Here is a 23398-nt window from a genome sequence, read left to right as displayed (position 1 = left end):
GCGTCCGCTCCGCGGTGGCGGTGACCGGCCCGGCGCCGTGACGGCGGCCGGACCGGCCGGTCCGGTCAGGGTTTCATGGCCACCGCGCCGTACTGGGGCACGACGACGGCGGAGCCGGACGCGGCGCGCCACCGCGAGCACGGCACCAGGCCGGGCTCGACCAGTTCCAGCCCCTCGAAGAAGGCGGCGATGTCCGCGGCGCCGCGCGCCGTGATCGGGGGAGTGGCGTTCTCGTTCCAGAACTCCATGGCGGGGACCTGGTCCTCGCCGCCGACCTCGGGGTCGGAGGTGGGGTGCGTGAGGACGAGGAAGCTCCCGGAGGGCACCGCGGCCATGACGCGGCGCACGATGTCGTGGGCCTTGCCGGTGTCCAGCACGAAGTTGAGGATGCCCAGCATCATCACCGCGACGGGCCGGGTGAGGTCCAGTGTCCCGGCGGCCCGTTCGAGGAGGGCGTCCGGATCGTGCACGTCGGCGTCGACGTAGTCGGTGGCGCCGGCCCGGGTGCCGGTCAGCAGGGTGCGGGCGTGCGCCAGCACGATCGGGTCGTTGTCGACGTACACGACCCGTGCCTCGGGCGCGATCCGCTGGGCGATCTCATGGGTGTTGTCGGCGGTCGGCAGCCCGGTGCCGATGTCGAGGAACTGCCGCACGCCGCGCTCGCCGGCCAGGTACGTCACCGCCCGGCCCAGGAACTCCCGGTCCGCCCGGGCGATGTCCCGGATGACCGGGATGATCGAGGCGACGTGGTCGCCGACCCGCCGGTCGACCTCGTAGTTGTCCTTGCCGCCGATCCAGTGGTTCCACACGCGCGCGTTGTGCGCCACACCGGTGTTCAGCCTCGCCGAGCCGCTCGGCGGGGTGTGGCCCTCACTCACGGTCTCTTCCTCTCCCTCGCCGGTCCCTGGCCGGCACCTGCCGGTACGGCCGCAGCCGGCCGTCGCGGTCATTGTGCCGTGTGGTGATCACCCTGTCCCGGGAACGAGGGGACCGGGAAGGGGCACGGGAAAAGGGAGAGGAACGGCCCGCCCGGGGCCGTTCGGGGTCCGCCCCGGCCGAGGGCGGCCGCCCGCTCCCGCCGGCCGGCTCCGCGCGGCCCCGTGGGTCCGGGCGGACGGGCCGGGGCGGCAGCCGGTGCACGGCTGCCGGGGCCCGACGGCCCTCACCGGACGCCCGTCTCCCGGGCGTGCGCCCGGCCGCGGGCGGCGGGCGCACGCCCCGCCCGCCCGCCGCGGCCGGCCACGGCTACGCCTTGAGCGGGTCGTGGCCGAGCGTCATCAGCCGGTGCCGGCGGGCGGTGTCCTCGGCGGCGGGCTCGTTCTCCAGGTCCGTCTGCGCGGTGACGGTGTCCACGACCTCCTCCATCACCCGCAGGTCGTCCTCGGTGAGGTCGGTGCGCCGCTTCTGCAGGATGGCGAGGACGTGCTGCCCGGTGCCGGTGCCCGCCTGGTCCGGCAGCGGCTCCACCTCCTCGTCGGCGTCGCGCACCCGCAGCCAGGCCGCGAGTTCCGCCGAGGTCATGTTCACCACGCGGTGGAAGTCCTCCCACAGCGCGTCGAGTTCGCGGGCGTCGCTCATGGTGTGCCCCTCACGTGCGTCCGTGCTCCGGCCGGGCGCGGGTCCGCGCGGGGACGCGGACGCCGGGCGCCGGCCCGTTCCGTGCGGATGCGGCGGTCAGGATTCGCCGGGGAAGTTCTCCGCCTCGAACATCCACCGCTGCTTCTCCAGCTCCGCGGTGATCGAGATCAGCAGGTCCTGGGTGACCAGGTCGGCCTTCTCGGTGGCGTCGATGCGCTCGCGCAGCCGCGTGATCGCCGCCCCGAGCGCCTCCGTCATCACCTGCACGGCCTCCGAGTCGCGCAGCCAGCCCTCCTTCGGGGCCGGCAGGGAGAAGACCTTGGCGACGGTCTCCGGGCGGCCGTCCGGAGCCACGCCGAGCGCCGCGGACCGCTCCGCCACCGTGTCGGCCTGGGCGCGCGCGGCCGAGACCACCTCGTCCAGCTGGAGGTGGATCGAACGGAAGCGCGGACCCACGACGTTCCAGTGCGCCTGCTTCCCGATCAGCGACAGTCCGAGCAGGTCCACCAGGGTGTCCTGGAGGGCCTCGCAGGAAACCCGGCGGGCCTCGTCGGGCAGGGTGCTCCTCACAACGGTCATGGGGTGGTGCTCCTCCTCGGTGTGTCCGGTGGTCGTGGTCGTGGCCGTACGGAGCCGTGCCCCGCCCGGGAGGAGGGGCGACCCGGGATCCTCCCCGTGCGGTCGGGCCCTCCCCGTGCGGGCGGTGTTCCGCCGCCACTCCCTGGACGCGCGGGTGCCCCCGCCCTCCCCCGGCAAACCCGGCCCGGCCGCCGCCCGGGGACGTCTCGGCCTGCGGGAACGCCCTCCGGCAGGCGCGCCGGACCGTCGGGCACCCCGCCCCGCGGGCCGCGGGGAACACCTCGTGCCGGGCGCCGGCCGGGGAGGTGCGCGCGGACGGCGGGGCACGGGGATCTCCGGGGGAGCCGGCGCGGTCCTCGGGATCTTCCCAGGGGCCGCCCGGCGGTCTATAGTCAAAAACTAGCGGTGCTAACCACACAAGCCGCCGGGCACGGTACGGCCCCCGGCATCCGGTCAGGAGTTCCCTCGTGCGTCCCGTCCACTTCGCGGCCGCCCGCCGCACCCCCCTCGGCAAGCTGCGCGGAGCCCTCTCCCCGGTCCGGCCCGACGACCTCGCCGCCGCCGTGATCCGGGGCCTGGTCGCCGACGTGCCCGCGCTGGACCCGGCCCGCGTGGACGACGTCTACTGGGGCGCCGCCAACCAGGCCGGCGAGGACAACCGCAACGTCGCCCGCATGGCCGCGCTGCTCGCCGGGCTCCCCGAGTCCGTCCCCGGCGCCACGGTCAACCGGCTGTGCGCCTCGGGGCTGGAGGCCGTCACCCTCGCCGCCCGCACCGTCGCGGCCGGTGAGGCCGACATCGTGATCGCGGGCGGCTCCGAGTCGATGAGCCGCGCCCCCTTCGTCCTGCCCCGCCCCGACGAGGCCCTCCCGCACCGCGTCGAGACCGCCGACACCCGGCTCGGCTGGCGGCTGGTCAACCCCGCGATGAAGGACCTCCACGGCCTGCTGTCGATGGGGGAGACGGCGGAGGAGGTCGCCGCCCGGTACGGCGTCCCGCGTGAGCGCCAGGACGAGTTCGCCCTGCGCAGCCACCGGCGGGCCGCCGACGCCCGCCGGCAGGGCCACTTCGACGACGAACTCCTGCCGGTGACCCGTCCGGACGGCGTGGTCGTCGACACCGACGAGTGCATCCGCGAGGACACCTCCCTCGAGAAGCTGGCCCGGCTGAAGCCGGTCTTCCGCGCGGGCGGCTCGGTCACCGCGGGCAACGCCTCCCCGATGAACGACGGCGCCGCCGGGCTGATCCTGGTCAGCGAGGAGGCCCTGAACGAGCTGGGCCTGGAGTCGCTCGGCCGCTACGTCGCCGGCGCCTCCGCGGGCGTCCACCCGGACGTCATGGGCATCGGTCCGGTCCCCGCCACCCGCAAGGCGCTGGCCCGCGCCGGCTGGGCCGTCGGAGACATCCGGGAGGCCGAGTTCAACGAGGCCTTCGCGGCCCAGGCGCTGGCCTGCGTGGACCAGCTCGGCATCGATCCCGACCTGGTCAACCCCAGCGGCGGCGCGATCGCCCTGGGCCACCCGCTGGGCTGCTCCGGCGCCCGCATCCTCACCACCCTGCTGCACCGCATGCGGCGCACCGGCGCGGAGCGCGGGCTGGCGACGATGTGCGTGGGCGTGGGGCAGGGGAGCGCGGTGCTGGTCGAGCGGCACTGACCGGGAGGGCCCCGCCGGAGGCCCCTCCCCGACGGCGGGTGCCACCAGGCGAGACGGTCCGCACGGACCCGGTCGCCCGCACATACCATCGGTCCCGCATGAACACCATGACCCTCTGGGACCTCAACGGCTGGGAATTCGCCGCGCTCGCCTTCGCGGCCCTGCTCGTCGGCTTCTCCAAGACCGCCGTCAGCGGGGCCAACACGGTCAGCCTCGCCATCTTCGCCGCGGTGCTGCCCGCCCGCGCCTCCACCGGCGTGCTGCTGCCGATCCTGATCGCCGGCGACCTCCTCGCCGTCCTCACCTACCGCCGGCACGCCCACTGGCCCACGCTGTGGCGGCTGTTCCCGGCGGTCGCGGCGGGCGTGGTCGTCGGCACGGTGTTCCTGATGTGGGCGGACGACGGGGCCGTGCGGACGTCGATCGGCGCGATCCTGCTGCTGATGGCCGGGGTCACGGTGTGGCGGCGGCGGACGGCCGACGCCCGGGAGGAACCGGACGCGGTCACCACCCGCGCGGGCCGGGCCAAGGCGCGTTCCTACGGCGTCCTGGGGGGCTTCACCACCATGGTCGCCAACGCGGGCGGACCGGTGATGTCGCTGTACCTGCTCTCCGCGGGTTTCCGGAAGATGGGCTTCCTGGGAACCTCCGCCTTCTTCTTCCTGATCGTCAACACCTCCAAGCTGCCCTTCAGCGCCGGACTCGGTCTGATCGACGCCCGGTCGCTGCTGCTCGACGCGGCACTCGTGCTGTTCGTGGTGCCCGGCGCGCTCCTCGGCAGATGGGCCGTGGACCGGATCGACCAGCGGCTCTTCGAGCAACTGGTCATCGCCGCGACGGTGGTGGGCGGCCTGCAACTGCTGCTGCGCTGAGCCGCCCGGCGGGGCCGGCCGGGGCCGGTCAGGACGGCGGGACCGAGGAACCCGGGCCGCTCGGTTCGTGCCGGCCGCCGGACCCGTGCGAGTGGGCCGGAGGACCGCCCGGGTGCCGCAGCCGGCCGGGCGCGGCCGTGCGGCCGACCGTCGCCGCCAGCTTGCGCAGCCGCCGCCAGTCCAGCCGCGGCGGGCCCTCGGCGACGCCGGGCCGCCTGCGCGGGACGCGGACGCGGAGCGCGCCCGGCGCGATGCGGCAGCGGACGGGCACCGGCAGCACCATGGCCTCCCCGTCGACCCCGGCGTCGATCTGCGCACGGTCCGCCTCGATGACGACCTCGCGGGCGGTCAGCAGGGTGAGCCCGCTCGGGTCGGGGTTCAGCAGCAGCGCGGCGGCGTCGACGGCGCCCTCCAGCCGGACGCCGAGGACGCCGAGCACACCGGAGTCGAGCCGGTCCCGCCGGCCGAACCCGAAGGGGTCACCGGTGTGGTACGGGTTGTTGCTGACCAGCACGGCCTGCGGAGCGGTGATGGTCGTGTCCCCCGCGCGGGCGACCAGCCGGGGCCCCTGCTGACCGGTGAGCAGGTCCGGCAGCATCTCCAGGCTGGTGCCGAGCTTGTCGTCGCGGTAGGCGGGGCTCTGCACGATCGCCGCGTACGCCCCGAAGGAGGCGTTGTTCACGAACGGCTGGTCCCCCGCGAAGCCGAGGTCGACGCGGAGCTCCACGCCGTCCGTCAGCGCGTCGAGGCAGGACGCCGGGTCGCCGCGGTCGAGACCGAGGTCCAGGGCGAAGTGGTTGCGCGTCCCGGCGCTGATGACCAGGAACGGGAGGTCGTGCTCGGCGGCCACGGCCGCGACCAGCGCCTGGGTGCCGTCGCCGCCCGCGGCGCCCAGCAGGTCCGCGCCGTCCGCGACGGCGGCCAGGGCCAGTGCGGTGACGTCGTGCCGCTCGTCCGGGTCGAGCAGGACGACCCGCGCCCCCATGCGCTCCGCCTTCTCCCGCAACCGGAACCGGCCCACCTTGCCGCCGCCCGACCGGGGATTCATGATCAGCACCGGCCGTCGGGGCGGCGGCAGCCGCCGCTCCCGCGCGGGGACCGGCTCGCCGCCCGTCCCCCGCAGCGCGAACCGGCCGCACCACACCGCCAGGCCCCACAGGGCCACTGACACCGGCAGCGCCCAGAACAGGGTCGCGGCGAACAGCGTGAGCACGGAGAGGGGCACGCAGACGGCGACCAGCGCGGCCCCCCACCGCAACGGGCCCCGCAGCGTCAGCGTCCACCACACGGCGGCCGCGCTGACCCCCAGCCCCACGACCCCGCAGACCAGCAGCAGCAGACCGCGCAGCCCGCCGAAGGCGAGGGGGGCCGCCACCGCGAGCCCGGCGGCGGCCAGCGCCCCCCGCGCCGCCCACCGCTGGGCCCGGTAGCGGCGCCCGCTCAAGTCCACGGCCATGATTCCTCCCGTCGCCGGCGTCATCGTAGGGCGTGCGCGTGCGGGTGCGCGGCCCGAAACCGGGGCCGACTGCCGGGCGGCGCACGGGCCGGTGCCGGACGCGGTGCCCGTGCCCCGTACCCTCGGCGCCATGCCCCCGCACATCCTGGTCCTCGGCGGCACCACCGAGGCGCGCGAACTGGCCACCGAGCTGGCCGCCCGCCCGGGAACCCGGGTGACCACCTCGCTCGCCGGGCGCGTGGCACGGCCCGGGACCGTCGCGGGCGACGTGCGCGTCGGCGGCTTCGGCGGCGCGGAGGGACTGGCCCGCTGGCTGCGCGAGCAGCGCGTGGACGCCGTGGTCGACGCGACCCACCCCTTCGCGCGGACCATGACGGCGCACGCGGCACGGGCCGCGGCCGCGACCGGGCTGCCCCTGGTGGTCCTGCGCCGGCCGGGCTGGCGGCCGGGCCCGCGCGACGACTGGCACCCGGTCCCCTCGCTGCACGCGGCGGCCGACCTGCTGCCCCGGCTCGGACGCCGGGTCCTGCTCACCACGGGCCGCCTGGGCCTCGCGGCCTTCGCCCACCTGACGGACCTGTGCTTCGTCGTCCGGTCGGTGGAGCCGCCGCAGCCGCCGGTGCCGCCGCACACGCGCGTCCTGCTGGCCCGGGGCCCCTTCGACGTGGCCGGTGAGACGGCGCTCCTGCGCGACCACCGGATCGACGTGCTGGTGACGAAGGACAGCGGCGGAGCGGCGACCTCCGCCAAACTCACCGCGGCCCGCGACCTCGGACTGCCGGTCGTGGTCGTACGGCGCCCGCCCCTCCCGGACGGGGTGACCGCGGTCCCCGACACGGCGGCGGTCCTGCGCCGGCTGGACGCCCTCGGCCGGCCGTGACCGGCGGACCCGCCGCGCGGCCGTGCCGGACGCCCGCCCGCCCGCGCGGCGGGTCCGCGCCCGCCCGGTCCGGGCACCGCCTACCGCCCGGGCGTCCGGCGCCGCAGCAGGTACGTGTCCATGATCCAGCCCTTGCGCTCCCGGGCCTCGGCACGGAGCCGTTCGATCCGGGGCGCGGCCTCGGCGAGGGGGCCGGAGACGAGGATCTCGTCCGGGGTGCCGATGTAGGCGCCCCAGTAGATGTCGATCTCCGTGCCGTCCTGGGCGGCGTACCGCCGGAAGGCCTGGTGGGCGTCCAGCATCACCACCACGTCGTCCACGCCCTCGGGGAAACCCTCGGCGAGCCGCCGGCCCGTGGTGATCTGGACCGGGCGGCCGACGCGGTTGAGCCCCGTCCGGTGCCGGGCGACCAGCGCCGAGACGCTGCTGATGCCCGGCACGACGTCGTACGCGAAGGCGACGGTCCCGCGCTCCAGGACCTCCTCGAGGACCGCGAGCGTGCTGTCGTACAGCGCCGGGTCCCCCCACACCAGGAACGCGCCGGTCCCGTCCTCGCCGAGCTCCTCGGCGATCAGCCGTTCGTAGACGTCCGCGCGGGCGCTGCGCCAGTCCCCGACGGCGGGGGAGTAGGCCGCGCCGCCGGCCGACCGGTCCCGCTCCGGGTCGCGCGCCTCGACGACCCGGTACGTGCCCTCCGGCACGTGCGCGTCGAGCATGTCCCGGCGGAGCCGGGTGAGGTCCGCCTTCACCTCGCCCTTGTCGAGGAGGAAGAACACCTCCGTGTCCCGCAGCGCCTTGACCGCCTGCAGGGTCAGCTGATCGGGGTCGCCCGCGCCGATGCCGATGACATGAATCCTTCGCACGCCCCGAGTCTGCCGCACGGCCCCGGCACGGCCCGCACCGCACCCCGTCCGGGAGCCCCTCCTACGCGGGCCCCCGCAGCCGGGGCGCCCGCGCCGCCGCGTCCACGGGCCCGCCGCCCCGCTCCACCTCCGCGGCCAGCTCCCGGGCCCAGGCGACGACACCGGCGAGGTCGATCCCGTGCGGACGCCACCCGCCCCCGGCCTCCGCCGCCCACTCCCGCGCCGCGCCGGCCCCGCGCCGCAGCAGCCGCGCCCCGCCCGTGGCGTTCCCGCGCGCCGCGTGGGTGAGCCCCACGGCGATCTGGGCCAGCCCTCGCCACAGCTCGCGCTCCTGGCGGGGCCCCGACTTCCAGGCGTCCTCGAACACCTCGTGCGCGTGGAACGGCTTGCCCTCGTCCAGCAGCCGCTGCGCCTCGGCGACGCTCTCCGCCGGCCGCCGTACGACCCCCTCGGGCTGCCGGGGCACCCCCCGCGCGCCGTACGGCAGGGGCCGCCCCAGTCCGTCCCGCGGCCGGGCGTTGCGCGCCCGGCCCTCGCCGTCGCGGTCCCGCGCGACGGCCGTCCGGCCCGGCGGCGTCCTGTCCGTGCCGCCCGTCCTGTCCGTGCTGTCCGTGCTGCCCATGCGCCGATTGTCCCCCGCCCGGCCTCGCTTCGGCACGGGGCGCGGTGTGCGGTAAAGTACTGTCCGCGCTCACGCGGTTCGCCGCACCTGAGCGCATCGGGACGTGGCGCAGCTTGGTAGCGCACTTGACTGGGGGTCAAGGGGTCGCAGGTTCAAATCCTGTCGTCCCGACTCGTGCGAGTCGCAGGTCAGGGCCGGTTTCGGAGGCATCCGAAACCGGCCCTCGACTGTTTCCGGGAGCCGGTGGGGCCCCGGGCGCGCGTCCGGCCGGCGTTCCGTCGACGAGTACACCGACGACCGTGTTCAGACCCGTGCCCCCGTTCCGCCCGGGCTGATCGGAGCGTTCCGCACCGCCCCGTCGCCTTCCCGCGTCCGCCGGCCGGCTGCGGCCGGAACGGGAACATCAGGGACGGCACGCTTGACCTGGAGCGCTCTCCAAGCCGGAGACTCCCGTCCCGTGCCCCGGCGAGCGGGGTGCGGGAGACGAGGGAGCAGGCATGAAGTACCGCACGATCGGCACCGATCCGCGGACCCGGCGCGAGGTGAGCGTGCTCGCGCTCGGCGCGATGCTGTTCGGGTCGGTGACCGACGAGAAGACCTCCTTCGCCGTGCTCGACCGGTACGTCGAGGCCGGCGGCACCTTCATCGACACGTCCGGCAACTACGCCTTCTGGGTCGACGGCGGCCAGGGCGGGCAGAGCGAGGAACTGCTCGGCCGCTGGCGGCGCAGCCGCGGGATCGGTGACGAGGTCGTGATCGCGACCAAGCTCGGCGCCCGCCCCCTCGCCCCCGGCACGGGTTACGTCGACAACCCCGAGGGCCTGTCGGCGAAGGTGATCCGGGAGGCGGCGGAGCGCAGCCGGGAACGGCTCGGGACGGAGCGGCTGGACCTGCTGTACGCGCACATCGACGACCACACCGTCCCCCAGCGCGAGACGGTCGAGGGCTTCGCGGCCCTGGTCGCCGAGGGCACGGTGGGGCTGCTCGGGGTGAGCAACCAGGCCGTGTGGCGGGTGGAGCGGGCCCGCGCCCTCGCGGCGGCGGCCGGGCTGCCCGGCTACGAGGTGCTCCAGTACCAGCACAGCTACCTGCGCCCCCGCACCGACGTGCCGGAGGCCCTCTTCCCCGACGGCAGCCTCGGCCACGCCGGCGCCGAGACGGCCGCCTACCTGCGGGCCGAACCCGGACTGACCCTGGTCGCCTACTCGCCGCTGCTGAAAGGCGCGTACGCCCGTCCCGAGCGGCTGCCCCACGACTACGACCATCCGGGCACCCCGGCCCGCCTGGCCGTGCTGCGGGAGGTCGCCCGGGAGACCGGGGCGACGGCCGGCCAGGTGGTGCTGGCCTGGCAGCTCGGCCACGAGCTGCCGGTCGTCCCGCTGACCGGGGTCTCCTCGGTGGCCCAGCTGGAGGAGAACCTGGCGGCGGTGGACCTGGAACTGACGGCGGAGCAGCGGGCCCGGCTGGACGGGGCGCACTGAGCCGTCGGCCGGGCGGGGGTGCGCCGGGACGTCCGCGTCCGCCGGTGGGACCGTGGAGGGGAAGGGGGGCCCGGATCCCCGGACACCGGAAGGGAGCGCCGGCCATGACCACCCATCCCGCCGCCCGCGCCGTGCGGGCGACCCCCGAGGGCCTGCTGTGGGAGCCCAGCGAGCGCTGGGTGCGCGGCACCGCGGGCGGCGTCACCGTCGTCGACAGCCGCCACCCGCTCCTCGTCTGGGAGCCCCGGCTGCCCGTCCCGCAGTACGCCTTCCCCCGCGAGGAGGTGCGCACGGACCTCCTGAGCCCCGCGCGGAACCCGCCCGCGGGCGGGCACGCCGGCTCGACGGTCTTCTACGACCTCGGGGACCTCGGGGCCGGCGGCGGGGTGCGCCCGAACGCGGCCTGGACGTTCCCCGCGCACGACCTGGCCGGCCACATCGCCTTCGCGTGGTTCCCGCGCACCGGCACCGGGCTCGACCACTGGTACGAGGAGGAGGAGGAGATCTTCGTCCACCCCCGTGACCCGCACACACGGGTCGACGCGCTGCCGAGCAGCCGCCACGTCCGGGTCGAGATCGAAGGCACGGTCGTCGCCGACACCCGGTCCCCGGTGCTGCTGTTCGAGACATCCCTGCCGGTCCGCTACTACCTGCCGCGCCGGGACGTCCGCCTGGACCTCTTCGAGGCCATGGACCACAGCACCGCCTGCCCGTACAAGGGCACGGCGAGCCGGTACTGGTCCTGGCGCGGCGGGGGCGCCGTGCCGCCGGACATCGTGTGGAGCTACCCCGATCCGCTGCCCGCCGTGTCCGCGATCGGCGGGCGGCTCGCCTTCTTCAACGAGGCGGTCGACCTCACCGTGGACGGGGAGCGCCTCCCGCGCCCGGTCACCCCCTTCAGCGCGGGCCTCAGGACCTGACCAGCAGCTGGAAGTCGAACGCGTACCGGGACGCGCGGTAGAGGTGCCGGCCGAACTCCACCGGCCGTCCCGTGTCGGCGTAGGCCGTGCGCTGCATGGTGAGCAGGGCGGCGCCCTCCTTCTCGTCCAGGCGGGCGGCCTCCTGCGCCGTGGCCGAGCGGGCGCCGACGGTCTGGCGGGCGCTGTGCAGGACGATGCCCGCCGCACGCATCATGCGGTACAGGCCGGTCGACTCCAGGCGGGCGCCGTCCAGGTCGAGCAGACCGCACGGCAGGTAGTTGCGCAGCAGGGCGACCGGCTGGCCGTGGGTGCGGCGCAGGCGTTCCAGGAGGACCACCTCGCCGCCCTCGGCCAGGCCCAGGGCGGCCGCCACGTCGGCGGGCGCCGGAACCGTCTCGTTGCGGACCACCCGGGTGCTCGGTTCCTGGCCGGCCGCCTCCAGGTCGTCGTAGAGGCTGCTCAGCTCCAGGGGGCGCTTGACCTGGCTGTGCACCACCTGGGTGCCCACCCCGCGCCGCCGGACCATCAGGCCCTTGTCGACGAGGGACTGGATGGCCTGGCGGACGGTGGGGCGGGACAGGCCGAGGCGCGCGGAGAGGTCGACCTCGTTGCCCAGGAGGCTGCCCGGGGTGAGGAGGCCGCGCTCGATCGCCGCCTCCAGCTGCTGGGCGAGCTGGTGGTACAGCGGCACCGGACTGCCCCGGTCCAGGGTGAAGTCCAGTGCGCTGAGCGCGGGCCCGGTCACGGCGCGTGCGGGGTCACCGGTCGTCGCCATGGAGGTACCTCTCTGCTGCGGGACGGGCGGGGTGGGCGGGATCAGGAGTTGCTGGGGAAGCCGAGGTCGACGCCGCCGTCGGCCGGGTCGGGCCAGCGGGTGGTGACGACCTTGCCGCGGGTGTAGAAGGCGATGCCGTCGTTGCCGTAGACGTGCAGGTCGCCGAAGAGGGAGTCCTTCCAGCCGCCGAAGGAGTGGTAGCCCACGGGGACCGGGATCGGCACGTTCACGCCGACCATGCCCGCCTTGACCTCCAGCTGGAAGCGGCGGGCGGCGCCGCCGTCCCGGGTGAAGACCGCGGTGCCGTTGCCCCAGCGGGAGGCGTTGATCAGCTCGATCGCGTCGTCGTAGGTCTCCGCGCGGACCACGCACAGGACGGGGCCGAAGATCTCGTCCCGGTAGGCGTCCGCCGTGACGGGCACCTTGTCGAGCAGGGAGACGCCCAGGAAGAAGCCGTCCTCGTGGCCCTCGACCGTGAGGTCCGTGCCGTCGACCACGACCTCGGCGCCCTGCGCCGCCGCGCCCGTCACGTACGAGGCGACCTTGTCGCGGTGCTCGCGGGTGATCAGGGGGCCCATCTCGGAGGCGGGGTCGTCGCCGGGGCCGATGCGCAGCTTCCTCGCCCGTTCGGCGATCCGGCCGACCAGCTCGTCGCCGATGCCGCCGACCGCGACCACGACCGACACCGCCATGCAGCGCTCGCCCGCCGAGCCGTACGCGGCGTTGATCGCCTGGTCGGCGGCCAGGTCCAGGTCGGCGTCGGGCAGGACCAGCATGTGGTTCTTGGCGCCGCCCAGGGCCTGGACGCGCTTGCCGTGCTCGACCGCCTTGAGCTGGATGTGCCGGGCGATCGGGGTGGAGCCGACGAAGGAGACGGCCTCGACGTCCGGGTGCTCCAGGAGACGGTCGACCGCCTCGCGGTCGCCCTGGACCACGTTCAGCACGCCGTCGGGCAGCCCGGCCTCGGCGGCCAGCTCGGCCAGGCGCAGGGAGGCCGAGGGGTCCTTCTCGCTCGGCTTGAGCACGAAGGTGTTGCCGCAGGCGATGGCGAGGGGGAACATCCACATCGGCACCATGGCCGGGAAGTTGAACGGCGTGATGCCCGCGACCACGCCGAGCGGCTGGCGCAGGGAGGCGACGTCGACCCGGGTGGAGACCTCGGTGGACAGCTCACCCTTGAGGTGGACGCTGATCCCGCACGCCAGTTCCACGATCTCCATGCCCCGCGCGACCTCGCCGAGCGCGTCGGAGTGCACCTTGCCGTGCTCGGCGGTGATCAGCGCGGCGATCTCGTCGCGGTGCGCGTCCAGGAGCTCGCGGTACTTGAACAGGATCGCCGTGCGCCGGGCCAGCGAGGTGGTGCCCCAGGTCCCGAAGGCGTCCTTCGCGGCGGCCACGGCGGCGTCCACCTCGTCGGCGGTCGCGAACGCGACCTGCTTCTCCTGGACGCCCGTCGCCGGGTTCCAGACGGGGCCGAAGCGGCCGGAGGTGCCGGCGACGGGCTTGCCGCCGATCCAGTGGTCGATGGTCTTCATGTGCCTGACGGGCCTTTCGGTCACGGGGGAGGGGTCTACAGGTGGCGGCGGCGTCCGGCGACCTGGGAGTCGTACCGTTCGCGGGCCCGGACGGCGGCCTCGCGGGACGCCACCTCGGCCACCGGCACGTCCCACCAGGCCTCGGCCGGGGGAGCGGTGGGGGTCGGGTCGGTCTCGACGTAGACGCACGTCGGACGGTCGGCGGCGCGGGCCTCGGCCAGCGCGTCGCGCAGTTCCCGCACGGTCTTGGCGCGCAGCACGTCCATGCCGAGGCTGGCCGCGTTGGCGGCGAGGTCCACGGGCAGCGGGTCGCCGGTGAAGGTGCCGTCGGCGGCCCGGTGGCGGTAGGCGGTGCCGAACCGCTCGCCGCCCGTCTCCTCGGACAGGCCGCCGATGGAGGCGTAGCCGTGGTTCTGGATCAGCACCATCTTGACGGGCAGGCGCTCCTGGACCGCGGTGACGAGCTCCGTCGGCATCATCAGGTAGGTGCCGTCGCCGACCAGGGCCCACACCGGCGTGCCGGGGGCCGCCTGCTGCACGCCGAGGGCGGCCGGGATCTCGTAGCCCATGCAGGAGTAGCCGTACTCCAGGTGGTACTGGCGCGGGCCGCGGGCGCGCCACAGCTTGTGCAGGTCGCCGGGGAGCGAACCGGCCGCGTTGATCACCACGTCCTCGTCGCCGACGACCGCGTCGAGCGCGCCGAGCACCTGGGTCTGGGTCGGCGCGGCGCCCTCGTCGTCGGCCCGGTAGGCGGCCTCGACGACCTCCTCCCAGCGTTCCTTGCCGGCGCGGTACTCGGCCGCGTACGCCGCGTCCACCCGGTGCCCGGCCAGGGCCTCGGTGAGCCGTTCCAGGCCGGTGCGCGCGTCGCAGACCAGGGTGCGCGCCGCCAGCTTGTGCGCGTCGAAGCCGGTGATGTTCAGGTTGAGGAACCGCACGTCCGGGTTCTGGAACAGGGTGCCGGAGGCGGTGGTGAAGTCGGTGTAGCGGGTGCCGACGCCGATCACCAGGTCGGCGGTGCGGGCGAGGGCGTCGCTCACCGCGGTGCCGGTGTGGCCGATGCCGCCGAGGTCGGCCGGGTGGTCGTGGCGCAGGGAGCCCTTGCCGGCCTGGGTGGAGGCGACCGGGACGCCGGTGGCGTCCACGAACGCCTTCAGGGCCTCCTCCGCCTCGCTGTGGTGGACCCCGCCGCCCGCGACGATCAGCGGGCGGCGGGCGGCCCGTACGGCCTCGACGGCCGCCGCCAGCTCCACCGGGTCCGGGGCGGGGCGGCGCACGTGCCAGACGCGCTCGGCGAAGAACTCCTCCGGCCAGTCGTACGCCTCCGCCTGCACGTCCTGCGGCAGCGCCAGGGTGACGGCACCCGTCTCGGCCGGATCGGCGAGCACCCGCATCGCGTTCAGCGCGGACGGGATCAGCGCCTCCGGGCGGGTGACGCGGTCGAAGTACCGCGACACCGGGCGGAGCGTGTCGTTGACCGACACGTCGGCCGAGACCGGGTGCTCCAGCTGCTGGAGCAGCGGGTCGGCGGCGCGCGAGGCGAAGTAGTCGCCGGGGAGCAGGAGCACCGGCAGCCGGTTGATGGTGGCGAGGGCGGCGCCGGTGACCAGGTTCGTCGCGCCGGGGCCGATGGACGTCGTCACCGCCTGCGCGGAGAGCCGGTTCAGCTGGCGGGCGTGACCGACGGCCGCGTGCACCATGGACTGCTCGTTGCGGCCCTGGTGGTACGGCATGACGTCGGCGTGCTCGACGAGGGCCTGCCCGATCCCCGCCACGTTGCCGTGGCCGAAGATGCCCCAGGTGCCCGCGATCAGCCGGCGCCGCACGCCGTCGCGCTCGGTGTACTGGGCGGACAGGAACCGCACCAGTGCCTGGGCGGTGGTCAGTCGGCGGGTGGTGGGACTCATGCGGACCTCTCCGGTGCGGTGTAGAGGGGGAGTCGGGGGTCGACGGGCTGCTCCGGCCAGGTGTCGCGGATCCAGGCGTGGTCGGGGTGGTCGCAGATCAGCCAGGCGCGCTCGGCCTCGGGGCCCGCCATGACGTTGAGGTAGTACATGTGGTGGCCCGGCACGGCCATGGAGGGCCCGTGCCAGCCGTCCGGGATGAGGACGACGTCGCCGTCGCGCACCTCGGCCAGCACGTCGGTGTCGCGGCCCGGACCGGAGGGGGAGACCCGCTGGTAGCCGAGGCCGGGGACGCCGTCGTGGCCGGCGAACTCGAAGTAGTAGACCTCCTCCAGGACGGACTCCTCGCCCGGCCGGTGCTCGTCGTGCTTGTGCGGAGGGAAGGACGACCAGTTGCCGCCCGGGGTGAGGACCTCGACCGCGATCAGCTTGTCGCACTCGAAGACCCCGGCGGCCGCGAAGTTGTTGACCTGGCGGGAGCAGGTGCCGGTGCCGCGCAGCTCCACGGGCACGTCGTGGGCCGGTCCGTAGCGGGCGGGCAGCCGGCGGGTGCAGCGGGCCCCGGTGAGCGCGAACCGTCCGCCGCCGGCCGAGGTCACCGTCGCACGGGCGTCGCGCGGGACGTAGGCGAAGTCGCTGACGCCGTCGAACACGCTCCTACGGCCGGTGAGTTCGAAGGTGTCGTGGCCGAAGCCGTCGTCGGCGGCGACCGTGCAGCCGCCGCTCAGCGGGAGCACGATCCACTCGCTGTCGCCGGTGTCGAAGGCGTGCGTGCCGCCCGGCGGCAGCTCCAGCACGCGCAGGGAGGAGTACCCCCAGCCGGCCGTCTCGGGGGTGACGTCGACGAGGTAGGGGCCGGCGGGGGCCTCGCCGGCGGGAAGGTGGTACGTCATGCCGTGCCTCCGTCTCGGAACGGGCGGGGGGTGACAGCGTCCCGGGGCGGGCGCCCCGGGACGGCGCTTCGGGACCGGTGTCTCACAGCAGGCTCACGGCGGTGTCCACCGCCTCCTCCACGCTGCCCCCGGCCGGGTAGAGCAGCGACCGGCCGACGACCATGCCCTGCACGGAGGGCAGCCGCAGCGCCTTGCCCCACCGCTCGTAGGCCGCCTCCTGGTCGCCGACCTCGCCGCCGAGCAGCACGACGGGCAGCGTGGAGGCCTGCAGCACCTCCGCCATGTCGTCGGCGTCCTCGGTGACCGGCAGCTTCAGCCAGGTGTAGGCGGAGGTGCCGCCCAGGCCGGACGCGATGGCGATGGAGCGGGTGACGGCCTCGGCGGACAGGTCGTTGCGGACCCGGCCGTCGACCCGGCGGGAGATGAACGGCTCCACGAACACCGGGAGCCTGCGCGCGGCCATGGCGTCGACGGCGCGGGCGGTGGACTCGAGGGTGTCCAGGGAGCCCGGGTCGTCGTAGTCGATGCGCACCAGGAGCTTGCCGGCGTCGAAGCCCAGGCGCTCGATGTCCTCGGGGCGGTGGCCGGTGAAGCGGTCGTCCATCTCGAAGGCCGCGCCGGCCAGGCCGCCGCGGTTCATCGAGCCCATGACGACCTTGTTCTCCAGCACCCCGAGCAGCAGCAGGTCCTCCAGCACGTCGGCGGTGGCGAGCACCCCGTCGACGCCCGGCCGGGACAGCGCGATGCAGAGACGTTCCAGCAGGTCGGCGCGGTTGGCCATGGCCAGCCGCCGGTCGCCGATGCCGAGCGCGCCCCGGGCCGGGTGGTCGGCGGCCACGATCATCAGCCGGCCGCTGTCGCCGATCAGCGGGCGGCGCGCCCGGCGGGCGGCGGCCTCGGCGACGGCCTCGGGACGGCGGGCCCGGACCGCGGTGAGGTCGGGGATGCTGAGGTTCAAGGAAGGGCTCCGTTCAGGACTGGCTCGGCCGGCCGGCGTCGCCCGGCGACGCGGTCCGCGCGAGGAGGTCCGCCACCTCCGGCTCGGTCGGCATGGCGGACGAACAGGCGAGGCGCGAGGCGACGAGGGCCCCGGCGGCGTTGGCGTGGCGCATGGTCCGCTCCAGGTCCCAGCCGGAGAGCAGGCCGTGGCAGAGCGAGCCGCCGAAGGCGTCGCCCGCGCCGAGGCCGTTGACGACCTCGACCGGCACCGGCTCCACCTCGGCCCGGCCGCCGTCGCGGTGCACGGCGAGCACGCCCTTGGGGCCCTGCTTGACCACGGCCAGCTCCACGCCCGCCGCCAGCAGCGCCTCGGCGCACGCGTCGGGCTCGCGCACCCCGGTCGCCACCTCGCACTCGTCGAGGTTGCCGACCGCGACCGTGGCGTGCCGCAGGGCCTCGCGGTAGTACGGGCGGGCCTGGTCCGGGTCGCGCCAGAACATCGGGCGCCAGTCGAGGTCGAAGACGGTGGTGCCGGCCTTCGCGCGGGCCTCGAGCGCGGCGAGCGTGGCCGAGCGGCTCGGCTCCTCGCTCAGGCCGGTGCCGGTGATCCAGAAGATGCCGGCCGCGCGGACGGCGTCCAGGTCCAGCTCGTCGGGGTGGATCTCCAGGTCGGGGGCCTTGGGCCGGCGGTAGAAGTACAGCGGGAAGTCGTCCGGCGGGAAGATCTCGCAGAACGTGACCGGGGTGGGGTACGCCGCGACCGGCGTGACCCAGCGGTCGTCGACGCCGAAGTCCGCCAGCGCCTGGTGCAGGTAGGCGCCGAAGGGGTCGTCTCCCGTGCGGGTGATCACCGCCGCGGAGCGGCCCAGGCGGGCGGCGGCGACCGCGACGTTCGCGGCGGAGCCGCCCAGGAACTTCCCGAAGGTCTCCACCCGGGACAGGGGCACACCGGTCTGCAGGGGGTAAAGGTCGACCCCGATGCGGCCCATGGTGATCAGGTCGAAATACTGTGGTGAGTCGGCCATTGAGCGACGCTCCTCGAGCAACTGGGGACGCGGGTCCCGGAACGCCCCGCCGCGGTGGGCGGGGGTTCCGGGACCTGCCGCCTCCCAGGTGTAGGTCTCGGAGGGCGGCGGTGTCAATAGTTTGTACTTACATTCGGACTAGCTCGTGAAATGATGTCTTAACAAAGTATTGACAGCAGACGCAACACGGGATTTGATCCCGTCCCAACACGACCGCCGTGTTCACGGCACACCACCCGGGCCCCGAGGCTCCGGGCACCGGATCCCCGGGCCCCCGCCCTTTCCCCGCGTAGCACAGTGAGGTGCAGGAACGATGGACCGCTCTTCTCACACCCGCTCCCGCAGAGTCGCGCCGTTCGCCGCGATCGCGGCGGCAGCCGCCCTGACCCTCGCCGGCTGCTCCAGCGACTCCGGGGGCAAGAAGGCCGAGGAAGGCGGAGCCGGCGCCTCCGCGGGCAAGGCCTCGACGCCCCGCATGAAGGTCGCCCTCGTCACCCACCAGGCGCCCGGCGACACCTTCTGGGACATCGTCCGCAAGGGCGCCGAGGCCGCGGCGGCCAAGGACAACGTCGACCTCATCTACTCCGCCGACCCGAACGCGGGCAACCAGGCCAACCTGGTGCAGAACGCGATCGACCAGAAGGTCGACGGCATCGCGGTCACCCTCGCCAAGCCGGACGCCCTCAAGGGCGTCATAGCCAAGGCGGAGGCGGCCGGCATACCCGTCGTCGGCCTCAACTCCGGACTGAGCGACTGGAAGGACCTCGGCCTGCTGGAGTTCTTCGGCCAGGACGAGTCGGTGGCGGGCGAGGCGTTCGGCAAGAAGCTGAACGAGGTCGGCGCCAAGAACGCCGTCTGCGTCGTCCACGAGCAGGGCAACGTCGGCCTGACCCAGCGCTGCGACGGGGTGAAGAAGACCTTCGAGGGCGAGACCCAGATCCTCAACGTCAACGGCGTCGACATGCCGTCGGTGAAGTCGACGATCACCGCCAAGCTCAAGCAGGACTCCGCCATCGACTACGTCGTCACCCTCGGCGCGCCCTTCGCGCCGACCGCGGTGCAGTCGGTGGGCGACGCGGGCAGCAAGGCGAAGGTCGCCACCTTCGACCTCAACAAGGAGCTGACCAAGGCGATCCAGAGCGGTGACATCGAGTTCGCCGTGGACCAGCAGCCCTACCTCCAGGGCTACCTCGCGATCGACGGCCTGTGGCTCTACAAGAACAACGGCAACTACAGCGGCGGCGGCGAGCAGCCGGTGCTGACCGGCCCGGCGTTCGTCGACGAGTCCAACGTCGACGCGGTCTCCGAGTTCGCCGCGAAGGGCACGCGGTGATGAGCATGACCCACCAGGCTGCGCCGGCGGTGAACACACCGCCGGCCCCCGGCCCGAAGCAGACCGACGGCCGCACCGTGCGGCGCCCGCTGGGGCTGCGCCTGCTGGCCCGGCCCGAGGTCGGCGTGTTCCTCGGTGCCGTGGCCGTCGCGGTGTTCTTCCTGTTCACCGCCCCGCCGGTGCGCGACGGCAGCTCGATGGCGAACATCCTGTACCAGTCGTCGACCATCGGGATCATGGCACTGCCGGTGGCCCTGCTGATGATCGGCGGCGAGTTCGACCTCTCGGCCGGTGTCGCCGTCGTCACCTCGGCGCTGACCGCGAGCATGCTCAGCTACCAGCTCACCCTGAACGTCTGGACGGGCGTGGTCGTCGCCCTGGTGGTGTCCCTCGCCGTCGGCGCCTTCAACGGCTGGATGCTGGTGAAGACCGGACTGCCGAGCTTCCTGGTCACGCTCGGCACCTTCCTGATCCTGCAGGGCACGAACCTCGCCGTCACCAAACTCGTCACCGGCAACGTCGCCACCGACGACATCAGCGACATGGCCGGCTTCGACCAGGCCAAGGCGATCTTCGCCTCCTCCTTCGAGGTCGCCGGCGTGCAGGTGAAGATCACGGTCGTGTGGTGGCTGGTCTTCGCCGCCCTGGCCACCTGGGTCCTGCTGCGCACCAAGTACGGCAACTGGATCTTCGCGGTCGGCGGCAGCAAGGAGAGCGCCCGCGCGGTCGGCGTCCCCGTCACCTTCACCAAGATCTCGCTGTTCATGCTGGTCGGCCTCGGCGCCTGGTTCGTCGGCATGCACAACCTGTTCTCCTTCAACACCGTGCAGTCCGGCGAGGGGGTGGGCCAGGAGCTCATCTACATCGCCGCGGCGGTCATCGGCGGCTGCCTGATGACCGGCGGCTACGGCTCCGCGATCGGCCCGGTCTTCGGTGCCTTCATGTTCGGCATGGTGCAGCAGGGCATCGTCTACGCCGGCTGGAACCCCGACTGGTTCAAGGCCTTCCTCGGCGTGATGCTGCTCGCCGCCGTCCTCATCAATCTGTGGGTCCAGCGCACGGCGACCCGGAGGTGACCGCAATGACCGACAAGACGACCGGCACCCACGGTGCCGTCCTCACGGACACCCCGCCCGAGGGGGACCGCCCCCTGGTCGAGCTGAGGGGCGCCGGCAAGTCCTACGGCAACATCCGCGCCCTGCACGGCGTCGACCTCACCGTCCACGCCTCCAAGGTGACCTGCGTCCTCGGCGACAACGGCGCCGGCAAGTCCACCCTCATCAAGATCGTCTCCGGGCTGCACCAGCACACCGAGGGCGAGTTCCTCGTCGACGGCGAACCGGTGCGCTTCTCCACCCCGCGCGACGCCCTCGACAAGGGCATCGCCACCGTCTACCAGGACCTCGCGGTCGTCCCGCTGATGCCGGTGTGGCGGAACTTCTTCCTCGGCTCCGAGATGACCAAGGGGCCCTGGCCCTTCCGCCGCCTCGACATCGAGCGCATGAAGAGGACCGCGGACGAGGAACTGCGCAACATGGGCATCGTCCTGGACGACCTGGAGCAGCCCATCGGCACGCTCTCCGGCGGCCAGCGCCAGTGCGTCGCGATCGCCCGCGCCGTCTACTTCGGCGCCCGCGTCCTCATCCTCGACGAGCCGACCGCCGCGCTCGGCGTCAAGCAGTCCGGCGTCGTCCTCAAGTACATCGCGATGGCCCGCGACCGCGGTCTCGGCGTCATCTTCATCACCCACAACCCGCACCACGCCTACATGGTCGGCGACCACTTCAGCGTGCTGCGCCTGGGCACCGTGGAGCTGAGCGCCGACCGCAGCGAGGTCAGCCTCGAGGAACTCACCAACCACATGGCCGGCGGCGCCGAGCTGGCCGCCCTCAAGCACGAGCTGGCACAGGTCCGCGGCGTCGACACGGAAGGGCTGCCCGAGGAGGGCGACCTGTCGGCCCCCGCCGCGGCGACCCCGGAAGGAAAGTCCTGACATGGCAGTCGCGCTCGACCGCATCCGGGTCGGTTCCGCCCCCGACTCCTGGGGCGTCTGGTTCCCCGACGACCCGCAGCAGGTGCCCTGGCAGCGCTTCCTCGACGAGGTCGCCGAGGCCGGCTACTCCTGGATCGAACTCGGCCCCTACGGCTACCTCCCGACCGACCCGGCCCGCCTCACCGACGAGGTGGGCAGGCGAGGCCTCAAGGTCTCCGCCGGCACCATCTTCTGCGGACTGCACCGCGGCCCGTCGGAGTGGGACGCCACCTGGGAGCAGGTCAGCCGCGTCGCCGCGCTGACGCAGGCCATGGGCGCGAAGCACCTCGTCGTCATCCCCTCCTTCTGGCGCGACGACAAGACCGCCGAGATCCTGGAGCCCCGGGAGCTGACCACCGAGCAGTGGGGCCACCTCACCCGGGGCATGGAACGCCTCGGCCGCGAGGTGCGGGACGCCTACGGCCTGGACATCGTCGTCCACCCGCACGCCGACACCCACATCGACACCGAGGAGCACGTCGAGCGCTTCCTCGACTCGACCGACTCCGACCTGGTCAACCTCTGCCTGGACACCGGCCACTACGCCTACTGCGGCGGCGACAGCGTCAAGCTGATCGAGACCTACGGCGAACGCATCGGCTACCTGCACCTCAAGCAGGTCGACCCGGACATCCTCGCCGACGTGGTCGCGAACGGGATCCCGTTCGGGCCGGCCGTGCAGCGCGGAGTGATGTGCGAACCGCCCGCCGGCGTCCCCGAGCTCGGCCCGGTCCTCACCGCCGCGCAGAAGCTGGGCGTGGACCTCTTCGCCATCGTCGAGCAGGACATGTACCCCTGCGAGCCGGACAAGCCGCTCCCGATCGCGATCCGCACCCGCAGGTTCCTCCGCTCCTGCGGCGCCTGACACCCGAAGAGGAGACCAGAGAGATGAGCCGGCGCGAACCCCTGGGCATCGCCGTCATCGGCACGGGCCGCATGGGCGCGGACCACGTGCGCCGCATCGACCGGGTGATCAACGGGGCGCGGGTCGCCGCCGTCGTGGACGTCGACGCCGAACGGGCCGCGGCCGTGGCCGCGGGCGTCGACGGCTGCGCCGCCCACACCGACCCGGCCGCCGCCATCGCGGCGGCCGACGTCGACGCCGTGCTCATCGCCTCCCCGGGGCCGGCCCACGAGGCCGCCCTGCTCACCGCGTTCGAGCACGACCTGCCCGTCCTGTGCGAGAAGCCGCTCACCCCCGACGCGGCCTCCGCGCTGCGCGTCATGGAAGCCGAACAGGCCCTCGGCCACCGCCGGGTCCAGGTCGGCTTCATGCGCCGCTACGACGCCGAGTACGTGAAGCTGAAGGCGCTGCTGTCCTCCGGTCAGCTGGGCCGCCCGCTGATGCTGCACAACCGCCACCGCAACGTGGCCAGCCCGCCCTTCTTCACCAGCTCCATGCTGATCAGCGACTCCGTCGCCCACGAGGTCGACGCCACCCGCTGGCTCCTCGGCCACGAGATCACCGCCGTCACGGTCCTGCGCCCCACCCCCTCCTCCGGGGCCCCCGAGGGCTTGCGCGACCCGCAGTTCGTCGTCCTGGAGACCGACGGCGGCGCCCTCTCCGACGTCGAGATCTTCGTCAACTGCGGCTTCGGCTACCAGGTGCAGGCGGAGGCGGTCTGCGAACGCGGCACCGCCCGCATCGGCGACGGCCACGCCCTGGTGACCCACATGGCCGGCCGCTGGGGCGGCACCGTCGCCCAGGACTGGACCGAACGCTTCGCCCAGGCCTACGACGACGAGGTACAGGCCTGGGTCGACGCCACCCGGCGCGGCGAGGTCACCGGCCCCGGCACCTGGGACGGCTACGCCGCGGCGGCCGTCTGCGAGGCGGGGGTCCGCGCCCTGGAGGACGGCGGCCGGGTCGAGGTCGACCTGATGGAGAAGCCGGCGCTGTACCGGTGAGCCGGGCCCTCCCGGGCCGCCGCGGCGCTCCGCCCACCACGGCGCCGACCGGGAACCGGGGGACGGGGGGGGGGGGGGGCCCGGGCTGTGGGGGTGAGGCGTGGGTGTCGCCGGAACAGGAGGAGGGGTGGGGGGGGGGGGTGTGTTC

At 74.2% G+C, this 23398-nt stretch carries 22 protein-coding genes and 1 tRNA gene; 11 read left to right on the top strand and 12 right to left on the bottom strand.

What is annotated here, in order from left to right:
- Positions 1-65: 65 nt before the first annotated feature.
- The 3 genes from ACZ56B_RS23510 to ACZ56B_RS23500 all read right to left on the bottom strand — a co-directional run bounded on the left by ACZ56B_RS23510 (position 66) and on the right by ACZ56B_RS23500 (position 2157).
- Positions 66-878, bottom strand: a complete 813-nt coding sequence (locus tag ACZ56B_RS23510; protein WP_468793922.1) for an SAM-dependent methyltransferase — start codon at positions 876-878, stop codon at positions 66-68.
- Positions 879-1245: 367 nt separating this feature from the next.
- Entirely contained in the window at positions 1246-1578 is a 333-nt protein-coding gene (locus ACZ56B_RS23505) for a DUF3140 domain-containing protein (RefSeq protein ID WP_468793919.1), read from the bottom strand.
- Between the two features lie 96 nt (positions 1579-1674).
- Positions 1675-2157, bottom strand: coding sequence for a Dps family protein (locus tag ACZ56B_RS23500; protein ID WP_468793916.1), 483 nt, complete (start codon positions 2155-2157; stop codon positions 1675-1677).
- 467 nt (positions 2158-2624) lie between these two features.
- Between ACZ56B_RS23500 and ACZ56B_RS23495 the strand changes: the two genes are divergently transcribed.
- Both ACZ56B_RS23495 and ACZ56B_RS23490 read left to right on the top strand, forming a co-directional pair.
- Complete coding sequence (locus tag ACZ56B_RS23495; RefSeq protein WP_468793913.1) at positions 2625-3812, top strand: thiolase family protein; 1188 nt, start codon at positions 2625-2627, stop codon at positions 3810-3812.
- A 98-nt stretch (positions 3813-3910) separates the two neighbouring features.
- Positions 3911-4684 carry a sulfite exporter TauE/SafE family protein gene (locus ACZ56B_RS23490; protein WP_468793910.1) on the top strand — a complete coding sequence of 258 codons (774 nt, stop codon included), beginning with the start codon at positions 3911-3913 and terminating at the stop codon, positions 4682-4684.
- A gap of 28 nt (positions 4685-4712) precedes the next feature.
- On the opposite strand, the gene ACZ56B_RS23485 is transcribed toward ACZ56B_RS23490, so the two are convergent.
- On the bottom strand, positions 4713-6140 hold the full coding sequence (locus ACZ56B_RS23485) for a diacylglycerol/lipid kinase family protein (RefSeq protein WP_468793907.1): 1428 nt from the start codon (positions 6138-6140) through the stop codon (positions 4713-4715).
- Between the two features lie 130 nt (positions 6141-6270).
- On the opposite strand from ACZ56B_RS23485, the gene ACZ56B_RS23480 reads away from it, so the two are divergent.
- Positions 6271-7020: a cobalt-precorrin-6A reductase gene (locus tag ACZ56B_RS23480; protein ID WP_468793904.1), complete on the top strand. Its 750-nt coding sequence runs from the start codon at positions 6271-6273 to the stop codon at positions 7018-7020.
- A gap of 80 nt (positions 7021-7100) precedes the next feature.
- On the opposite strand, the gene cobF is transcribed toward ACZ56B_RS23480, so the two are convergent.
- Entirely contained in the window at positions 7101-7883 is a 783-nt protein-coding gene (cobF, locus tag ACZ56B_RS23475) for a precorrin-6A synthase (deacetylating) (protein WP_468793901.1), read from the bottom strand.
- A 61-nt stretch (positions 7884-7944) separates the two neighbouring features.
- On the bottom strand, positions 7945-8505 hold the full coding sequence (locus ACZ56B_RS23470) for a DUF309 domain-containing protein (RefSeq protein ID WP_468793898.1): 561 nt from the start codon (positions 8503-8505) through the stop codon (positions 7945-7947).
- Between the two features lie 97 nt (positions 8506-8602).
- Between ACZ56B_RS23470 and ACZ56B_RS23465 the strand changes: the two genes are divergently transcribed.
- The 3 genes from ACZ56B_RS23465 to ACZ56B_RS23455 all read left to right on the top strand — a co-directional run bounded on the left by ACZ56B_RS23465 (position 8603) and on the right by ACZ56B_RS23455 (position 10906).
- Positions 8603-8676, top strand: a tRNA-Pro gene (locus ACZ56B_RS23465).
- A gap of 326 nt (positions 8677-9002) precedes the next feature.
- Entirely contained in the window at positions 9003-9986 is a 984-nt protein-coding gene (locus ACZ56B_RS23460) for an aldo/keto reductase (RefSeq protein WP_468793895.1), read from the top strand.
- 104 nt (positions 9987-10090) lie between these two features.
- Entirely contained in the window at positions 10091-10906 is an 816-nt protein-coding gene (locus ACZ56B_RS23455; RefSeq protein WP_468793892.1) for a DUF427 domain-containing protein, read from the top strand.
- Here ACZ56B_RS23455 and ACZ56B_RS23450 read toward each other — a convergent pair.
- The 6 genes from ACZ56B_RS23450 to iolC form a co-directional block, all read right to left on the bottom strand.
- Positions 10896-11681: a GntR family transcriptional regulator gene (locus ACZ56B_RS23450; protein WP_468793889.1), complete on the bottom strand. Its 786-nt coding sequence runs from the start codon at positions 11679-11681 to the stop codon at positions 10896-10898. The genes ACZ56B_RS23455 and ACZ56B_RS23450 overlap by 11 nt on opposite strands.
- Before the next feature lie 41 nt (positions 11682-11722).
- A complete protein-coding gene (locus ACZ56B_RS23445) occupies positions 11723-13216 on the bottom strand; it encodes a CoA-acylating methylmalonate-semialdehyde dehydrogenase (protein WP_468793983.1) in 1494 nt (497 codons plus the stop codon).
- A 35-nt stretch (positions 13217-13251) separates the two neighbouring features.
- Positions 13252-15123: a 3D-(3,5/4)-trihydroxycyclohexane-1,2-dione acylhydrolase (decyclizing) gene (gene iolD, locus ACZ56B_RS23440; protein ID WP_468793886.1), complete on the bottom strand. Its 1872-nt coding sequence runs from the start codon at positions 15121-15123 to the stop codon at positions 13252-13254.
- Complete coding sequence (iolB, locus tag ACZ56B_RS23435) at positions 15120-16013, bottom strand: 5-deoxy-glucuronate isomerase (RefSeq protein ID WP_468793883.1); 894 nt, start codon at positions 16011-16013, stop codon at positions 15120-15122. Before iolB ends, iolD begins: the two co-directional genes overlap by 4 nt.
- An 82-nt stretch (positions 16014-16095) precedes the next feature.
- Positions 16096-16971 carry a Cgl0159 family (beta/alpha)8-fold protein gene (locus ACZ56B_RS23430; RefSeq protein WP_468793880.1) on the bottom strand — a complete coding sequence of 292 codons (876 nt, stop codon included), beginning with the start codon at positions 16969-16971 and terminating at the stop codon, positions 16096-16098.
- Positions 16972-16984: 13 nt separating this feature from the next.
- Positions 16985-17977 carry a 5-dehydro-2-deoxygluconokinase gene (iolC, locus tag ACZ56B_RS23425; protein ID WP_468793877.1) on the bottom strand — a complete coding sequence of 331 codons (993 nt, stop codon included), beginning with the start codon at positions 17975-17977 and terminating at the stop codon, positions 16985-16987.
- Between the two features lie 313 nt (positions 17978-18290).
- Between iolC and ACZ56B_RS23420 the strand changes: the two genes are divergently transcribed.
- The 5 genes from ACZ56B_RS23420 to ACZ56B_RS23400 are packed head-to-tail and all read left to right on the top strand — an operon-like array spanning position 18291 to position 23250.
- On the top strand, positions 18291-19310 hold the full coding sequence (locus ACZ56B_RS23420) for a sugar ABC transporter substrate-binding protein (protein ID WP_468793874.1): 1020 nt from the start codon (positions 18291-18293) through the stop codon (positions 19308-19310).
- Positions 19310-20386, top strand: a complete 1077-nt coding sequence (locus tag ACZ56B_RS23415) for an ABC transporter permease (RefSeq protein ID WP_468793871.1) — start codon at positions 19310-19312, stop codon at positions 20384-20386. The genes ACZ56B_RS23420 and ACZ56B_RS23415 overlap by 1 nt, the downstream gene beginning before the upstream one ends.
- A 5-nt stretch (positions 20387-20391) precedes the next feature.
- Entirely contained in the window at positions 20392-21303 is a 912-nt protein-coding gene (locus ACZ56B_RS23410) for an ATP-binding cassette domain-containing protein (RefSeq protein ID WP_468793868.1), read from the top strand.
- A gap of 1 nt (position 21304) precedes the next feature.
- Complete coding sequence (locus ACZ56B_RS23405) at positions 21305-22207, top strand: sugar phosphate isomerase/epimerase family protein (RefSeq protein WP_468793866.1); 903 nt, start codon at positions 21305-21307, stop codon at positions 22205-22207.
- Between the two features lie 23 nt (positions 22208-22230).
- Positions 22231-23250 carry a Gfo/Idh/MocA family protein gene (locus ACZ56B_RS23400; RefSeq protein ID WP_468793864.1) on the top strand — a complete coding sequence of 340 codons (1020 nt, stop codon included), beginning with the start codon at positions 22231-22233 and terminating at the stop codon, positions 23248-23250.
- Positions 23251-23398 lie beyond the last annotated feature (148 nt).

It is taken from the genome of Streptomyces sp. NPDC034670, assembly GCF_055574875.1.
The sequence above is the reverse complement of the archived record's forward strand: the minus strand, read 5'-3'. Positions and strand labels throughout refer to the sequence as shown.

What these genes read in the sequence shown, in the direction of transcription:
- ACZ56B_RS23505 (WP_468793919.1), bottom strand. Translation starts at nt 1,578, where the DNA reads ATGAGCGACGCCCGCGAACTCGACGCGCTGTGGGAGGACTTCCACCGC.
- ACZ56B_RS23500 (WP_468793916.1), bottom strand. Translation starts at nt 2,157, where the DNA reads ATGACCGTTGTGAGGAGCACCCTGCCCGACGAGGCCCGCCGGGTTTCC.
- ACZ56B_RS23490 (WP_468793910.1), top strand. Translation starts at nt 3,911, where the DNA reads ATGAACACCATGACCCTCTGGGACCTCAACGGCTGGGAATTCGCCGCG.
- ACZ56B_RS23485 (WP_468793907.1), bottom strand. Translation starts at nt 6,140, where the DNA reads ATGGCCGTGGACTTGAGCGGGCGCCGCTACCGGGCCCAGCGGTGGGCG.
- ACZ56B_RS23480 (WP_468793904.1), top strand. Translation starts at nt 6,271, where the DNA reads ATGCCCCCGCACATCCTGGTCCTCGGCGGCACCACCGAGGCGCGCGAA.
- ACZ56B_RS23470 (WP_468793898.1), bottom strand. Translation starts at nt 8,505, where the DNA reads ATGGGCAGCACGGACAGCACGGACAGGACGGGCGGCACGGACAGGACG.
- ACZ56B_RS23460 (WP_468793895.1), top strand. Translation starts at nt 9,003, where the DNA reads ATGAAGTACCGCACGATCGGCACCGATCCGCGGACCCGGCGCGAGGTG.
- ACZ56B_RS23455 (WP_468793892.1), top strand. Translation starts at nt 10,091, where the DNA reads ATGACCACCCATCCCGCCGCCCGCGCCGTGCGGGCGACCCCCGAGGGC.
- ACZ56B_RS23450 (WP_468793889.1), bottom strand. Translation starts at nt 11,681, where the DNA reads ATGGCGACGACCGGTGACCCCGCACGCGCCGTGACCGGGCCCGCGCTC.
- ACZ56B_RS23445 (WP_468793983.1), bottom strand. Translation starts at nt 13,216, where the DNA reads ATGAAGACCATCGACCACTGGATCGGCGGCAAGCCCGTCGCCGGCACC.
- iolD (WP_468793886.1), bottom strand. Translation starts at nt 15,123, where the DNA reads ATGAGTCCCACCACCCGCCGACTGACCACCGCCCAGGCACTGGTGCGG.
- iolB (WP_468793883.1), bottom strand. Translation starts at nt 16,013, where the DNA reads ATGACGTACCACCTTCCCGCCGGCGAGGCCCCCGCCGGCCCCTACCTC.
- iolC (WP_468793877.1), bottom strand. Translation starts at nt 17,977, where the DNA reads ATGGCCGACTCACCACAGTATTTCGACCTGATCACCATGGGCCGCATC.
- ACZ56B_RS23420 (WP_468793874.1), top strand. Translation starts at nt 18,291, where the DNA reads ATGGACCGCTCTTCTCACACCCGCTCCCGCAGAGTCGCGCCGTTCGCC.
- ACZ56B_RS23415 (WP_468793871.1), top strand. Translation starts at nt 19,310, where the DNA reads ATGAGCATGACCCACCAGGCTGCGCCGGCGGTGAACACACCGCCGGCC.
- ACZ56B_RS23410 (WP_468793868.1), top strand. Translation starts at nt 20,392, where the DNA reads ATGACCGACAAGACGACCGGCACCCACGGTGCCGTCCTCACGGACACC.
- ACZ56B_RS23405 (WP_468793866.1), top strand. Translation starts at nt 21,305, where the DNA reads ATGGCAGTCGCGCTCGACCGCATCCGGGTCGGTTCCGCCCCCGACTCC.
- ACZ56B_RS23400 (WP_468793864.1), top strand. Translation starts at nt 22,231, where the DNA reads ATGAGCCGGCGCGAACCCCTGGGCATCGCCGTCATCGGCACGGGCCGC.